The 12,953-nt window shown below is 61.9% G+C and carries 14 protein-coding genes; 6 read left to right on the top strand and 8 right to left on the bottom strand.

What is annotated here, in order from left to right; genetic code table 11:
* Positions 1–45: 45 nt before the first annotated feature.
* From gshA to ACSQ20_RS18910, 5 genes are all read right to left on the bottom strand, one after another.
* Complete coding sequence (gene gshA / locus ACSQ20_RS18930) at positions 46–1,662, bottom strand: glutamate--cysteine ligase (protein WP_436022656.1); 1,617 nt, start codon at positions 1,660–1,662, stop codon at positions 46–48.
* A 187-nt stretch (positions 1,663–1,849) separates the two neighbouring features.
* A complete protein-coding gene (locus ACSQ20_RS18925; protein WP_436022654.1) occupies positions 1,850–2,785 on the bottom strand; it encodes a DNA-3-methyladenine glycosylase family protein in 936 nt (311 codons plus the stop codon).
* Positions 2,782–3,948: a bifunctional DNA-binding transcriptional regulator/O6-methylguanine-DNA methyltransferase Ada gene (gene ada, locus ACSQ20_RS18920; protein ID WP_436022652.1), complete on the bottom strand. Its 1,167-nt coding sequence runs from the start codon at positions 3,946–3,948 to the stop codon at positions 2,782–2,784. The genes ACSQ20_RS18925 and ada overlap by 4 nt, the downstream gene beginning before the upstream one ends.
* A gap of 562 nt (positions 3,949–4,510) precedes the next feature.
* Positions 4,511–4,981 carry a DUF3800 domain-containing protein gene (locus ACSQ20_RS18915; RefSeq protein WP_436023230.1) on the bottom strand — a complete coding sequence of 157 codons (471 nt, stop codon included), beginning with the start codon at positions 4,979–4,981 and terminating at the stop codon, positions 4,511–4,513.
* The gene (locus tag ACSQ20_RS18910) at positions 4,981–5,382 is read right to left on the bottom strand and encodes a DUF3800 domain-containing protein (RefSeq protein ID WP_436022650.1); all 402 of its coding nucleotides are present in this window, start codon (positions 5,380–5,382) and stop codon (positions 4,981–4,983) included. The genes ACSQ20_RS18915 and ACSQ20_RS18910 overlap by 1 nt, the downstream gene beginning before the upstream one ends.
* A gap of 707 nt (positions 5,383–6,089) precedes the next feature.
* On the opposite strand from ACSQ20_RS18910, the gene ACSQ20_RS18905 reads away from it, so the two are divergent.
* Positions 6,090–6,503 (top strand): VOC family protein, encoded by a 414-nt coding sequence (locus tag ACSQ20_RS18905; protein WP_436023228.1) that lies wholly within the window; start codon positions 6,090–6,092, stop codon positions 6,501–6,503.
* A 36-nt stretch (positions 6,504–6,539) separates the two neighbouring features.
* On the opposite strand, the gene ACSQ20_RS18900 is transcribed toward ACSQ20_RS18905, so the two are convergent.
* The 3 genes from ACSQ20_RS18900 to ACSQ20_RS18890 form a co-directional block, all read right to left on the bottom strand.
* Positions 6,540–7,091 carry a YaeQ family protein gene (locus ACSQ20_RS18900; protein WP_436022648.1) on the bottom strand — a complete coding sequence of 184 codons (552 nt, stop codon included), beginning with the start codon at positions 7,089–7,091 and terminating at the stop codon, positions 6,540–6,542.
* A 171-nt stretch (positions 7,092–7,262) separates the two neighbouring features.
* The gene (gene sap1, locus ACSQ20_RS18895; protein WP_436022646.1) at positions 7,263–7,613 is read right to left on the bottom strand and encodes a surface attachment protein Sap1; all 351 of its coding nucleotides are present in this window, start codon (positions 7,611–7,613) and stop codon (positions 7,263–7,265) included.
* A 289-nt stretch (positions 7,614–7,902) separates the two neighbouring features.
* Positions 7,903–8,145 carry a hypothetical protein gene (locus ACSQ20_RS18890; RefSeq protein WP_436022644.1) on the bottom strand — a complete coding sequence of 81 codons (243 nt, stop codon included), beginning with the start codon at positions 8,143–8,145 and terminating at the stop codon, positions 7,903–7,905.
* Between ACSQ20_RS18890 and ACSQ20_RS18885 the strand changes: the two genes are divergently transcribed.
* From ACSQ20_RS18885 to ACSQ20_RS18865, 5 genes are all read left to right on the top strand, one after another.
* Complete coding sequence (locus tag ACSQ20_RS18885) at positions 8,144–8,770, top strand: LysE family translocator (protein ID WP_436022642.1); 627 nt, start codon at positions 8,144–8,146, stop codon at positions 8,768–8,770. The two genes, ACSQ20_RS18890 and ACSQ20_RS18885, sit on opposite strands and share 2 nt — an antisense overlap.
* 127 nt (positions 8,771–8,897) lie before the next feature.
* A complete protein-coding gene (locus tag ACSQ20_RS18880; protein WP_436022640.1) occupies positions 8,898–9,065 on the top strand; it encodes a hypothetical protein in 168 nt (55 codons plus the stop codon).
* Between the two features lie 336 nt (positions 9,066–9,401).
* On the top strand, positions 9,402–11,102 hold the full coding sequence (locus tag ACSQ20_RS18875; RefSeq protein ID WP_436022638.1) for a methyl-accepting chemotaxis protein: 1,701 nt from the start codon (positions 9,402–9,404) through the stop codon (positions 11,100–11,102).
* Between the two features lie 112 nt (positions 11,103–11,214).
* Complete coding sequence (gene cysC / locus ACSQ20_RS18870) at positions 11,215–11,931, top strand: adenylyl-sulfate kinase (protein ID WP_436022636.1); 717 nt, start codon at positions 11,215–11,217, stop codon at positions 11,929–11,931.
* On the top strand, positions 11,918–12,943 hold the full coding sequence (locus ACSQ20_RS18865) for a hypothetical protein (RefSeq protein ID WP_436022634.1): 1,026 nt from the start codon (positions 11,918–11,920) through the stop codon (positions 12,941–12,943). Before cysC ends, ACSQ20_RS18865 begins: the two co-directional genes overlap by 14 nt.
* Positions 12,944–12,953: the final 10 nt, after the last annotated feature.

Raw genomic sequence — 12,953 nt, 5'->3', positions numbered from 1 at the left:
CCGCGCCCGCGTCCGTTCGCACGGAATCGATCGAAGAAAGAAGCTTCAGACGCTGAAGCGCTCGAGCGTGTAGCCGCGATACGCTGCAACGAAAGCGTCGAACGAATCGGGTGCCTCGTCGCGCTCGAGCTCGGCTTGCTGTGCGAGCGAACGCGCGGCGAGTTCGTCCGCAGCGCGGGCCGTGGCGGCGTCGAGCGGGCGCGCGCGAAAATAAGCGGCATGCGCCTCGCTTTGCGCCAGACCGAAGGCGAAGAAGCTTTGACCGCGTTCGCGCATCGTGCGCAGTACACGTGCCGATGGCGTCGCTTCCGGGTCGGCAAGCTTGGCGCGCTGTGCCGCTAGCGCGCGCACGTGGGCGTCGCCGCCCGAAACGACATCGAGCGCGCGCGCGGCGCGTTCCATTTTGTCGAGCAGCTCATTGCCCCATTGGACGAGAGGTACCTCGTGGCCGTCGCGCGTCAGCGCGAGGCCGGGTTTGCGGCCCTCGAGCGTGACGCGTCCGAAGTTCGCGTTCGCTTCGGCTTGGGCCTCGCCGGGCAGCGGCGGGCTATCGTCGAGCGCACAAACGAGCGCATAGGCATCGAGAAAACGCGCCGCTTCGAGTGAGATCCCGCATGGCTCGAACGGATCGATATCGAGACAACGAATTTCGACGTATTGGACGCCGCGCGCGGCTAGCGCATGCAACGGGCGCTCGCCCGATTGCGCAATGCGCTTCGGACGGATCGTCGAATAGAACTCGTTTTCGATCTGCAGCACGTTCGTGTTGATCTGCATCCACTCGCCGTTGCGATGGGTGCCGATGGCCTCGTATGGCGCATAGGGTTCGCTGACCGCGCGCGCCAGCGCATCGAGGTAGCCGCTCAACGTGTCGTAGTCGGGCCGCAAGGCCGCCTGCGCCGTCGTGTTCGAATAGCCGAGATCGCTCATGCGCAGGCTCGTCGCGTAGGGACGGTAGAGCGTGTCGGCATCGAACGTTTCGAGCGTGTGCGGCTTGCCGCGCAAAAAGCCGCGATCGAGTGCCGGCGAGGCGCCGAACAAGTACATGAGCAGCCAACTCGTGCGGCGGAAATTGCGGATCAGCGCGAAATACCGTGCCGATTGGTAGTCGATAGCGGTCGCGGGCGACGGCTCAGCCGCATGAAGCAGCCGCCACGCTTCTTCGTTGAGCGAATAGTTGTAGTGGATGCCGGCGATGCACTGCATCGTGCGGCCGTAGCGCAGCGCGAGGCCTTGACGATAGACATGCTTGAGCCGGCCGATGTTCGAGGTGCCGTATTCGGCGATCGGTATTTCGTTGTCTTCGGGGAGCCGGCCGGGCATCGAATGCGTCCACAGCAACTCTTCGCCGAGGTGCGCATAGACGAAGCGATGCAGTTCGTCGAGTTGCGCGAGCGTCAGCGCCGCATCGTGCTCGGTCGCGGTGATCAACTCGATCAGCGCTTCGGAATAGTCGGTCGTCAGCAACGGATGCGTCAGTGCCGAGCCGAGCTCACGCGGATGCGGCGTCATGGCGAGCGAGCCGCCCGGCACGACGCGCAAGCTCTCCTTTTCGATGCCGCGCAGGCCGCGCGCGAGCACGTCGCCTACGGCGGGCGACGTCAGCACGTGCAAGCGCCGCGCGAATGTCTCGGAAACGGTGGGGGATCGGTTGTCTGACATCGAAGCGGGCCTGGGCGCCGCGCGAGTGCACGACGCCCTCGAGCGCAAGTGTTTTTAAGGTAGCGGGCACTTTAACACTGCGCCGGGAAGTGCGCTTGAGGCCCCGCCCGCGGGCGGTTTCGCGAACGTGGGCCAAGGCTGGGCGGGCATTGGCGACGTGCTTCGAGCGGCGCCGACGTGAGCTGTTTTATCCGCCGCGCGCACCGCTTGCGCGGTCCGCTATTTCATTCCACAGATGCATGGCCGCGTAGGCGCGCCAGGGGCGCCACGGCTCGGTGCGAGTGCGCTGTGCCGCCGCTCGTGTGCACGCTGCATCGCGTGCGGCGATCGACTGCATCAGCACCAAGTCGCTCGCGGGCCACGCGTCGGCGTCGCGCCACGCGCGCATCGCGATGTATTCCACCGTCCATGGGCCGATGCCGGGCAATGCAAGCAACGCGGCGCGCATGGCCGTAAGCGACGCGGCGTTCAACTCGACAGCCGAGCTTTCGCGTTCGATGACGAGCGCACCGGAGGCCACTGCCTGCGCGAGGCCTTGCAGCGCCGCTACGCGCTTGCCGGGCATGCCAATTTGGGCTAGGTCCGCAGCCGCAAGCGCGGCCGGGGTCGGGAAGCGCCACGCCGTTCCGGGATGCGGATGATCTTCGATCAGCGCGCCGGCGCGCACCACCAGCCGGCCGATCAGCGTGGTCGCCGCTTTTACGCTGACTTGTTGGCCGACGACCGCGCGCACGACGAGTTCGAACGCGGACCAGGCGCCCGGCACGCGCAAGCCGGGCGCAGCGTCGACTAGCGGTGCGAGCCACGGATCGCGCGCGAGATGCGAGCCGATTGCGCGTGGGTCGGCGCCGACGTCGAACATCGTTGCCACATGCGGCGCGAGCGTGTCCGCATGTTCGCTCGCAGGGCCTTCGACATCGACGACGAGGGTGCGTCTGCGCGCGTGCCGCCGCACCGTCAGCGTACCGCTTTCGCCTTGCCATTCAATGGCGCGCCGGTAAGCGCCATCCGCCACGGCTTCGACGCCCGGCGTCGCGCGGCCGGCGAAAAAGCGCAGCACGCGTGGCCAGTCGTAGGGCGCCTTGAACGGCAACTCGAACGTGACCGTCGGCGTGGTGCTCAAGCGGCGTCGTCCAACTCGGCGCTGCCGGTACCGGTATCCGTGCCTGCACTCGTCGCACCCGTCGTGCCGCGACGGGCCTCGGCTTCGAGCAGCACGGCCTTGCGCGGCAAACCCCAGCGATACCCTGCCAGCGCACCGCTCTTTTGTATGACCCGATGGCACGGAATTGCCAGTGCGATCCGGTTCGACGCGCAGGCGCTGGCGACCGCGCGCACCGAGCGCGGCTCACCGAGCGCTTCGGCGATCTCCGTATAGGTTCGCGTTTCGCCGTAGGGAATGCGCCGCAGCGCGTCCCAGACTCGCTGGCGAAACGCAGTTGCCGCAACGTCGAGCGGCAAGTCGAACGTTTCGCGCGACCCATTCAGATACGCATCGATTTGTGCGATGAAAGGCGCCATGCGGGCTGCGTCCTCGTGCAGCTCGGCGTGGGCGAGCGTACGGCGCAGCTCGTCGATCAGCGTGGCATCGTCGTCGCCGAACGCGATTCGGCAGATGCCTTTGTCCGTGGCGGCAACCAGCACGTGTCCGAGCGGCGTCTCGGCGCAGGCGTAGTGCACGGCGACGCCCGCCCCTTTTTTGCGATAAGCGGAAGGCGTCATTCCGAGTTCGTTGGGAACATTGCTGTAAAGACGTGACGGCGAACCAAAGCCGGCATCGACGGCTGCGCGCGTGACCGCGCCGCCTCGCTGCAGCGCATCGCGCAGCGCGCCGCCGCGCTGCAGCGCATCGCGCAGCGCGCCGCCGCGCCGGGCAGCTTGATACTGACGCGGCGAAAGGCCGATCACGCGTGTGAAGAGCCGCTGCAGGTGAAACGGACTGACGTGCACGACTTCGCTCAGTTGAGCGAGGGTCATGCGGGTATCGGGGGCGGCGTCCAACGCGGCGCAGGCGCGCTCGATGATGGCAAGCTCGCGCGGCAGGCCGCCGGGCTGACAGCGTTTGCATTCTCGATATCCGGCGGCTCGTGCCGCATCGACGGTCTCGAAAAAGGCGACGTTTTGCCGCCGCGGCACCCGCGACGCGCAAGACGGCCGGCAAAACACGCCGGTGGTCGCGACGCCGTAAAAGAAAGCACCGTCCGCGCGTGCATCGTGCGAGAGCACAGCGCTCCAGCGTTCGTCGTCCGTTGCGTAAGCGGGTTCGGATAGATAGGTGGATTGCATCGTATTCCTCGGCAATGGAGCGGTACACGAGCCTTACTGTAGGCGCCGGTGCACCCGCTGGCGCGCCGAATCTTGCGGTCTGATTCGGGCCTTTGCGCTAGGGTTCGGCACCTCGCCTCGCTCCTGCTTCACGCACATTTTTAATTCTCCGACAAAAACATAGGTCGCGGACAAATAGGCCTGTCCGGTTTTGGAGCAAAATGTCCGCATATTGGTGGGGCGGCAAATCGACGTAAGGCGTAGCCCAAAGCCAGTTGTTGCCGCCGCAGCTGTCTGGCAGACCCTCACGCAGCCAACTGGATTGGTGCGTTGACGTTTGTCCTGCCAGTCCGTGTAGACCTCTTCGAATCTCATTTTCCGGGTGTCCTGTAACCAGCGTGCCCGGCTTACGGGTGAGTCCATACCGCACCCAAAAACCGGACACATTACGCGCTACAGACCCGGACAATTCATTTGCTCGCGACACGACCCAGAATTAGGCTTGCCTAACCCGACCATCGGCTCCATAATTACCGATAAGTGGACTGGGAGTGCCCGGTCGGCGTCGCAGCCTCGGTGAGTTTCATCGGGGCTTTTCGCTTTCTGGGGCCGGATAAATCTTGAGTCCCCAATTCTCGTACCCTTCGCCTAGCCGCTCACGGCCGCCTGAACAATAGAATTTCCGTTTGAGGCTATCGAAAGCCCGGTTCGGCTGATCCGGGCGCATGACGTTCATGCCCACCGGCCGAGCGACCAAATCTGCAAGCTGCAGCCCGGGTGAGTCGACTTTCTTGTCAGCGAAAATGACATCGAACGGAAGCTGAATCCCGAGCCGGTTGGCACCATCGCAGATACGCCTGAATTCCAGTTCCAGTTCGTTGTCCTCTCTCTTCCCGCGGCATTCGACGATGACGTGAGTCAACGCCGTATGCTGCTTCTTCTCCTCGAGAAATTCATACAAGGTTTCAAGACAAAAACTGAGCGCCAGATGATAGGGATTGTCGCTTGTCTCGCCCTTGTCACGCAGACGCCCTTTGTCGACCACGCAGCTAATCAGGATAAAGTTGCTCTCCTCGATGATCCGGGTGAGTTCGAAAATGAAGCGCTTCTTGTGCCCCTGTTCGCAAAAAACCTAAAGGCGCCTTCTTCCTTACGGATCTCACGCTCGTGCAAAACAACCAGATCGTGCCCGAAATGATTGAACTTGAACTTGTGTAGCGCCGGTACGATCTTCTCGCTGTAGTGGCGCTTATAGAAAACACAGAATGCGAGAACGAAAACGGGGTAGTTTGCATCGAGCGTCTGCATCCCATGGTCGCCGCTTTCGTCCACGTACACCACAAAATTGCTGTATTTGCCGACTGCGGAAGGATCGTCGGCAGCCCCATCCGTTGGAGGCGCCTCCATTTCGAACAGAGAGAACTGCTGTGGCACCAGCAGGTCCGAGCTACTCATCGACCGTTCTTCCCTTCACTGTTAGTCCTTCTGTTCATTGACGATTGCTTACGGATCTTCTGGCGCGCAGTCAATTGGATAACGCATGCTGCACCACATCTGGCAATTTAACGTCCACGCGCCGAGTTATCCAGTGGAATGCCGCCCTCGGATTATGCCCCGCTTGCGTTTCGGTTTGCGCACGGGATGTCTCGCCCTGTAATGCAACTACCTCGAAGCTCGCGATCGAAGGCTGTATACCACCAGCGGAAAGCGCGACGTAGGCGTCAGGAAGCGCTTCAGCAGGGCTGCGCGACTAGGGCGGGGACGTCTCGAGGCCGTGCACCAGCCGCGCCTGCGGCCGTACAGTATCTCGCGTATGGGACTGCATTTGCTGCGCCACGCCCATGCCAACCATGCTTTCGGAACGCCGGCATACGATTTGCTCGCGACACGCCGACAAAAAAACATATTGCATTGCACCATTGTTTTGTGTATAGTTTGTCTTGTCTCCTCCATGTCTCCTCCTGATATGGATTCACCCGCTCTTATTAGAGCGGGTTTTTTTTGCCCGCCATATTTGTCCTGTCTCGCGGCGCTTCGCCTTACCCTCTACACTCCACAAGCCGGGCGATATTCGAGTCATACGCGCATTCAGCACAGTACGTTCAGCGCACTCGGATCGCCACGGCCATTCCGACACGAAGGAGGAATCGCAGGTGAAATCATTGACCATTCGTGGGCTCGACCATGTCGTGATCCGTTGCGCTGACGTGGACGTCATGAAGCGTTTTTATTGCGACGTGCTTGCGTGTACCGTTGAGAAAGAGCAACCAGAGTTCGGCCTCACTCAACTGCGGGCGGGCGCTTCGATGATCGATCTGCTCGCCGTCGGCGGCAAGCTCGATCGGCCGGACAGTGGCGCGCCGGGTGCCGGGCGCAACATGGATCACTTCTGCCTGCGCATCGAAGATTACGATGTCGACGCATTGGCTGCCGAGTTACGCGCATGCGGTGCGCGCGTGGGTGAGCGCGGGCGTCGCTATGGCGCCGATGGCTACGGCCAGTCGCTTTATCTGTTCGACCCGGAGGGCAACATGGTCGAGCTGAAAGGGCCGCCCGATGCAAGCCCGCCTGGCTAGCAAGCGCCAGCCTTCCCCGCTGCGACGCTTTCACGCTTACGCGGCGGGCGCCTTCAGCACCGTCCATTCGATGGCAACCGGCTCGGCATCGGTGCTGCCGACCCATGCGGCGCCGTCTTGTATCGTCACCTGAAGACGCATCGTGCGCGCGGCCAGGCTCGCGAGCGCCTCTGCGGTACCGGGCGCGAGCGACCACACGCGCACGTTGCGCAGGCGTTCGATTTTGCCGCGTACCGCTTGCCACCAAATGTCCGACGTCTTGCCGCCGTACGCGATGACGACCACATCGTCCGCACGTGAGCTCGCTTTCGCAATGCGCTTCTCGTCCGGCTGGCCGGCTTCGATCCATTTCTGGACGGCGCCGGTGAGGTCCTTTTGCCAGAGGTCGGGCTCGTCCGTATCGGAGAGCCCTTTGGCAAATTCGAGTCGTTCGTGCGCAAAAAGGGCGAATGCGACCAGGCGCACCATCATGCGTTCATCGGTTTCCGAGGGATGACGCGCGACCGTGAGTGCGTGATCGGCATAGTAATGCCGATCCATGTCTGCAATTTGCAGTTCCGCTTTATAGATCGTGGATTTGAGAGCCATACGGCACCGTGAGAGAACGTTTCGCGGGCCGCTCAAGCGCTTCTTCCCTGCAAACGAGGAAAGAGAACGCACGACGCCGCGCCGGCATGGCACGCCGGCGCGTGATGATAGCGAATTACGAAAGGCCGCCGCTATTTTGCGGCTGCTGTGTGCTGTCTTGTTTTCGGTTTGCTATTGCTTGATAAACCGATCGTGAGCCCAAAGACCTTGCGTATCGCTATTGCCCGCGTTCACGAATTCGACGTCGTGGCCGACCACGCGCACTACGCGAAAATCGGACTGCTCGGGCGTCGATAGCGACAGACAGTCGTAGCCGGTGAAGTATTGCTGCATTTTCTGCTGTTCGCCCGCTTGTGCGTGCTGATCCGCTGCGTCGAGCTTATCTTTCGACAAGCACCCATAGGCGCCTTGTCTGAATTGGATTGTTTGCTGGGGCTTGAGAACCACATCTTGCGCTTGCGCAACCGAAGCCGCGGCGGCAAAACCAACCAACATAAAAAGCATCCCGACTTGTTTTCTCATGTCCTGCCTCCATGCGGGTTTTTACTTAGGTTAGCTATGTGTTTAAATGCAATTTAAAACCCGCGCGTTTGAGATTAGAACATTCGTGTGAAATCACAAGCACATTTTGTGTGCACTTGCAAAAGCGACGGATTGTCGCACCGCTGCGCGGCAACAACCGCATGCGAATCGCGTGGTCACAGGCCCCGCACGGCGGGTAGCCGTTGGCATCGCCCAAACGACAAAGCCATGATGGATAAGGCGGATTAGGGTTGACCTTAGTATGCGGCGAGAAATGCAATTAAGCAGTTTAATAAATAAAAACGGTATTGATGCAGCGCACACAAAGCACTGCTTCCAGCCGCATGTCCGCGCTAATAAAAAAGATCAGACTACGCGCCAAAAATAATGCCAGCTTCGGCTTGATCCCCAATATAGCGTTCCGAATACGTACCCCGAACGATTCGCAGCAAACGTGTGCGCCGCGCTTTTTGCACTTGCGCGCGACACCGGGTCGTGGATAAATCGGGTTTTCGTCGAGGAGCGTTTCCATGAGTCTTGCACATTGGCTGCCGTTTGCTATTGCTTCGGCCATCGTCATCATCATTCCGGGGCCGACCGTCTTGCTCGTCGTTTCCTATGCGCTGGGTCACGGCCGCCGTTACGCGTTCGCGACGACAGCAGGGGTTGCGTTAGGCGATCTCACATCGATGACGGCTTCGATGCTCGGTCTGGGTGCCGTGCTGGCCACATCCGCCGCCTTGTTTACCGCACTCAAGTGGGTCGGCGCGGCGTATCTTGTCTATCTCGGCGTCAAGCTATGGCGCGCGCCGGTGAGCGACGCGCAGACACCCGACATTTCGGAAACGCGCGCGAGCAAGGTCTTCGCCCACGCCTATGCTGTCACGACGCTGAACCCGAAGAGCATCGTGTTCTTCGTCGCGTTCGTTCCACAGTTCATGGATCTGCACGCAAGCGCATGGCCGCAAATCCCGATTCTCGAGGCCACCTTCATCGGGCTCGCCACGCTCAACGCATTTGGCTACGCGCTGCTCGCATCGAGTGCACGCCGCGCGATCAAAAGCCGCACGGTTCAGCGCGCCGTCAATCGCACCGGCGGCTCCATGCTGATCGGCGCCGGCGTGCTGGCGGCGACCTGGAAGTCCGCCAGCGTCTGAGTCAATTGGAACGCGCGCTGCGAATGCGCGCGGCGCCACGTGCGCCGTAGGAAGCGTCACGTCCAATCGCCCGGCTAGTTCTACAATGACTTTCATCGTCGCACTGATGCAGCACGGGAGAGTGATCGTGATCGAGCGTTTGATACTGGGTGCCTTCCTCATGCTGCCCCTGCTGATCGTTGCGTTTCTTTTTTCCGACGAACTCTGGCAGGAACATCAAAAACAAACGCGCGTGGACAGCGCGCGGCGCATCGACTGGCGCCATCCATTGCGCAGCCTGTTGCATCGGCATTGATAGTTTTTATATCCGCAGCGTTCAAGCATCCAATCCCACTTACCTCCCGCCGCTCGATCGTTAGCACACCTAAATGCTGACTGATCGCAGCCGCGCGCGTCGATTTTGCGTCAGGGTCATGTAGGCGGAGTCTTACATAGCCTGGCGTTTTATTCTGACGCCGCCCCGCCTTAAGATTTTTTCGTCATTTAGTCGTACTAAATGCTCAAGGCGCTGTATCCGCCTGCCGTAGACCTGCCTGTAGCCGAGAGAGCGGCTGCCACGCCCGATGACGCTGAGAGAGCGGCGGTCACGGATTTAGCGTGCTCGCAGGGACTTTTAAAAAAGGTTGCAGAGATGAACTTATCCCACATGAAGGTGGCGACTCGGCTCGGCATTGGTTTCAGCCTCGTGTCGTGCCTGTTGGTTCTGGTTACCGCGTTTGCGCTTGTTCGCATGGCTCAACTCGAGTCATCCATGAGCGACATCACCGATGTCAACGCAGTGGAGGCCGGCTTGGCGAACCGGCTCGATCAGAGCATTTCCAATCGCGCGCTCGCGTTGCGCAACTTGATCTTGCTGCAGGCCGATCAACAAGACGAGATTACGACCGAGACCACGCGCTTCGAGAAGGAAACCAAAGCATACGACGACGCGCGCGCCAAGCTCGTCACCATGTTCCAGAGCGCGGACGCCAAGCCAGACGAGCGCACGCTGATCGAACAAATTCGTCAGCAAGGCGAAGCGGCGCTCCCATTGATGCTCAAGGCCAAAGAGCTTGCACTGTCCGGGCAGCGCGAGACGGCTTATCACTTGCTGCGTTTCGAACTGCGCCCCGTGCAAGCGAAGTGGTGGGGCTATGTGCGCGCACTGCGCGAATTCGAGCGCAATCAAAACGATGAGGAAACGGCCGCGGCCAAGCAGCTGTATTCGGCAAGCCGCACGCTGATGATCGCACTGGCGACGCTGGCGCTTGCGCTCAGCATCGTCTCGGCACTCATCATCACGCGCAGCATTCTCAAGCAACTGGGCGGCGAACCCGCCGTTGCGGCCGATGCGGCCAACCGTGTGGCCACCGGCGATTTGACGGTCGAACTCGTGACGAGCGAGGATAACCCTACGAGCCTCATGTATGCGATGAAAACGATGCGCGAAAGCCTCGTCGGCATCGTGGGTCAGGTTCACCACAGCACAGGCGCCATTGCGACGGCCGCGGGGCAAATCGCGAGCGGCAATCTAGATTTGTCCTCGCGCACCGAACAGCAGGCTGCTTCGCTCGAAGAAACGGCGGCGTCGATGGAAGAACTCACGGCCACCGTGCGTCGCAATTCGGAGCACGCGCGCCAAGCCAATGAGCTCGCCTCGTGTGCGTCGAGTGTTTCCGAGCGCGCCGGCTCCGTCGTGGCGCAAGTGGTAAGCACGATGAGCGCCATCAACGATGCGTCGCAAAAGATCGTCGAAATCATCGCTGTGATCGACGGCATCGCGTTCCAGACCAATATTCTCGCGCTCAACGCGGCAGTGGAAGCCGCGCGCGCCGGTGAGCAGGGCCGCGGCTTTGCGGTGGTGGCAAGCGAAGTGCGTTCGCTCGCGCAACGCTCGGCCACGGCCGCCAAAGAAATCAAGGCGCTGATTGGCGGCTCGGTCGAGCAAGTCGGGCACGGCAACAAGCTCGTGCAAGAAGCCGGCTCGACGATGAGCGAAGTGATGGACAGCGTCAAGCGCGTGACGCAAATCATGGCCCACATCATGAGCGCAGGCGAAGAGCAGACGAGCGGAATCGAGCAGATCAATCAGGCGCTCACGCAAATGGACCAGGTGACGCAGCAAAACGCTGCGCTCGTCGAAGAGGCGGCCGCGGCGGCCGAATCGATGCGCGAGCAGGCTGCGGCGCTCGTGGAGGCCGTCGGCGTGTTCCGCCTTGGTTCGAGCGACGCGCCGAGGCTCGCCGTCACCGAACGGAGCGCGATGCATGCTCCCGCACGCGCACGTCTCGAGCAGCCGGCCATGCGCCGCGCGCTCCCGACGCACGACATGCACGACGCTCAGCCCGCGTAACGCCGCAGGCCACCCTCTCTTATTCTGACCAGCACCGGCGCCGCCGCAGCGAAACGCTGCGGCGTGCCGCGACCGCGCTCGTCTTGAATGCGAATTCATAAAGGGACCGCTCATGAGTTGCAAAGCGCCGCCTTATTCGTTGCGTGCCGAGAAAAACGTGTCGGACGTGCATGTACCGCACGATGCCCGCACCGAGCCTTATCCGCCCACGGCGTCCTCCAATGTCTTTTGGCATGCCGGCAGCGTGCCCGGAGACGCGCGTGCGCGGCAATTCTGCCGGCAACCGTTGACGTTCTGGCTGACGGGCCTAAGCGGCGCCGGCAAATCGACGATTGCCTACGCGTTCGAGCAACTGCTGATGCGCGAGCGGCAGCCGTGCGCCGTGCTCGACGGCGACAACTTGCGGCATCGGCTGAACTGCGACCTCGGTTTTTCCGAACGCGACCGCCGCGAGAACGTAAGACGCGCGGCCGAAGTCGCGAGATTGATGAACGAGGCCGGTCTCGTTGTCGTGGCCTCGCTCGTTTCGCCTTATCGGGAGGACCGTGCCGCGGCCAAGGACATCATCGGTGAGGCAAGCTTTGCCGAGGTGTATGTCAGCACGTCGCTGGCCGTGTGCGAATCGCGAGATCCGAAAGGGCTGTATCGCCGCGCGCGCCGTGGCGAGATTGCGGATTTCACCGGCATCTCTTCGCCTTACGAGCCGCCCGGGGCATCGGCTTTGATGCTCGACACCGCTGCGCTGTCCACGGACCGCGCAGCTTCGATATTGCATGCCTACTGGCGCGAGCGTAATGGCATGGGAGCGGTCGATCATGCTTCGCGCTGAAACGCAGCCTGCGAGCGCAGCTTACGATGTCTTCAACGGCGATGCCGACGGTATCTGCGCGCTGCATCAGCTGAGGCTCGCGTGCCCGCGCGAGGCGGTGCTCGTGACGGGCGTGAAGCGCGATATCGCGCTGTTGCAGCGGGTGCCGTGTGCTTCCGGCACCGCAGTCACCGTGCTCGACATCTCGCTCGACGCGAATTACGCGCCACTCGTCGCACTGCTCGACGCCGGCGCACACGTGACCTATTACGATCATCATGCCGCGAACCGTGCATTTGCGCATCCCGGTCTGCGCCTTCGATGGGACGACGCGCCGGACACCTGCACGAGCCTCATCGTCGATCGCGAACTGAAGGGCCGGTTCCGCCGCTGGGCGATTGTGGCGGCCTTCGGCGACAACCTCGATGCGCGTGCATACGCGCTCGCAGCCGAAAGCGGATGCTTGGCACACGAGACCGATACGCTCGCAGCGCTGGGGCGCGCGCTCAACTACAACGCATACGGCGAAAACATTGCCGATCTGCACGTGCCGTCCGAGCGGCTCTATCGCGAACTGCACGCCTATGACGCGCCGCTTGCTTTCATCGCGCACGCGGCCTGCTACCGGGCGCTCGCCGATGGCTATCAAAGCGATACGGCGCAAGCGGCCTCGATCACGCCACATCACCGCTTCGATGGCGGTGCTGTCTACGTGCTGCCCAATGCCGGCTGGGCGCGTCGAGTGTCGGGTGTGTTCGCCAACGGCCTCGTTCAGCGCGAGCCCGGCAAATCCTTCGCAGTCCTAACTGAATTGGGCAATGGCGCTTACACCGCGAGTATCCGCTCGGGCGATCCTGCATTGCTACCGGCCAATGCGTTTTGCGAGCGCTTTGCGAACGGCGGCGGCCGGCGCGCCGCGGCAGGCATCAACGGCTTGCCGGCTAGCGAAGTCGAAGCATTTTGCCAAGCATTTCGCCGATGTGCGGGCGACCAAGCGGTATCTCTTCATCACACCATCCGTAACGAACGATAAGGACTCCTGT

Source organism: Trinickia sp. LjRoot230 (genome assembly GCF_964253315.1).
Lineage (GTDB): Bacteria > Pseudomonadota > Gammaproteobacteria > Burkholderiales > Burkholderiaceae > Trinickia.
Note: the sequence above shows the minus strand (reverse complement) of the source record. Positions and strands in the feature narration are given on the sequence as shown.

What these genes read in the sequence shown, in the direction of transcription:
- gshA (WP_436022656.1), bottom strand. Translation starts at nt 1,662, where the DNA reads ATGTCAGACAACCGATCCCCCACCGTTTCCGAGACATTCGCGCGGCGC.
- ada (WP_436022652.1), bottom strand. Translation starts at nt 3,948, where the DNA reads ATGCAATCCACCTATCTATCCGAACCCGCTTACGCAACGGACGACGAA.
- ACSQ20_RS18910 (WP_436022650.1), bottom strand. Translation starts at nt 5,382, where the DNA reads ATGAGTAGCTCGGACCTGCTGGTGCCACAGCAGTTCTCTCTGTTCGAA.
- ACSQ20_RS18900 (WP_436022648.1), bottom strand. Translation starts at nt 7,091, where the DNA reads ATGGCTCTCAAATCCACGATCTATAAAGCGGAACTGCAAATTGCAGAC.
- sap1 (WP_436022646.1), bottom strand. Translation starts at nt 7,613, where the DNA reads ATGAGAAAACAAGTCGGGATGCTTTTTATGTTGGTTGGTTTTGCCGCC.
- ACSQ20_RS18885 (WP_436022642.1), top strand. Translation starts at nt 8,144, where the DNA reads ATGAGTCTTGCACATTGGCTGCCGTTTGCTATTGCTTCGGCCATCGTC.
- ACSQ20_RS18890 (WP_436022644.1), bottom strand. Translation starts at nt 8,145, where the DNA reads ATGGAAACGCTCCTCGACGAAAACCCGATTTATCCACGACCCGGTGTC.
- ACSQ20_RS18875 (WP_436022638.1), top strand. Translation starts at nt 9,402, where the DNA reads ATGAACTTATCCCACATGAAGGTGGCGACTCGGCTCGGCATTGGTTTC.
- cysC (WP_436022636.1), top strand. Translation starts at nt 11,215, where the DNA reads ATGAGTTGCAAAGCGCCGCCTTATTCGTTGCGTGCCGAGAAAAACGTG.
- ACSQ20_RS18865 (WP_436022634.1), top strand. Translation starts at nt 11,918, where the DNA reads ATGCTTCGCGCTGAAACGCAGCCTGCGAGCGCAGCTTACGATGTCTTC.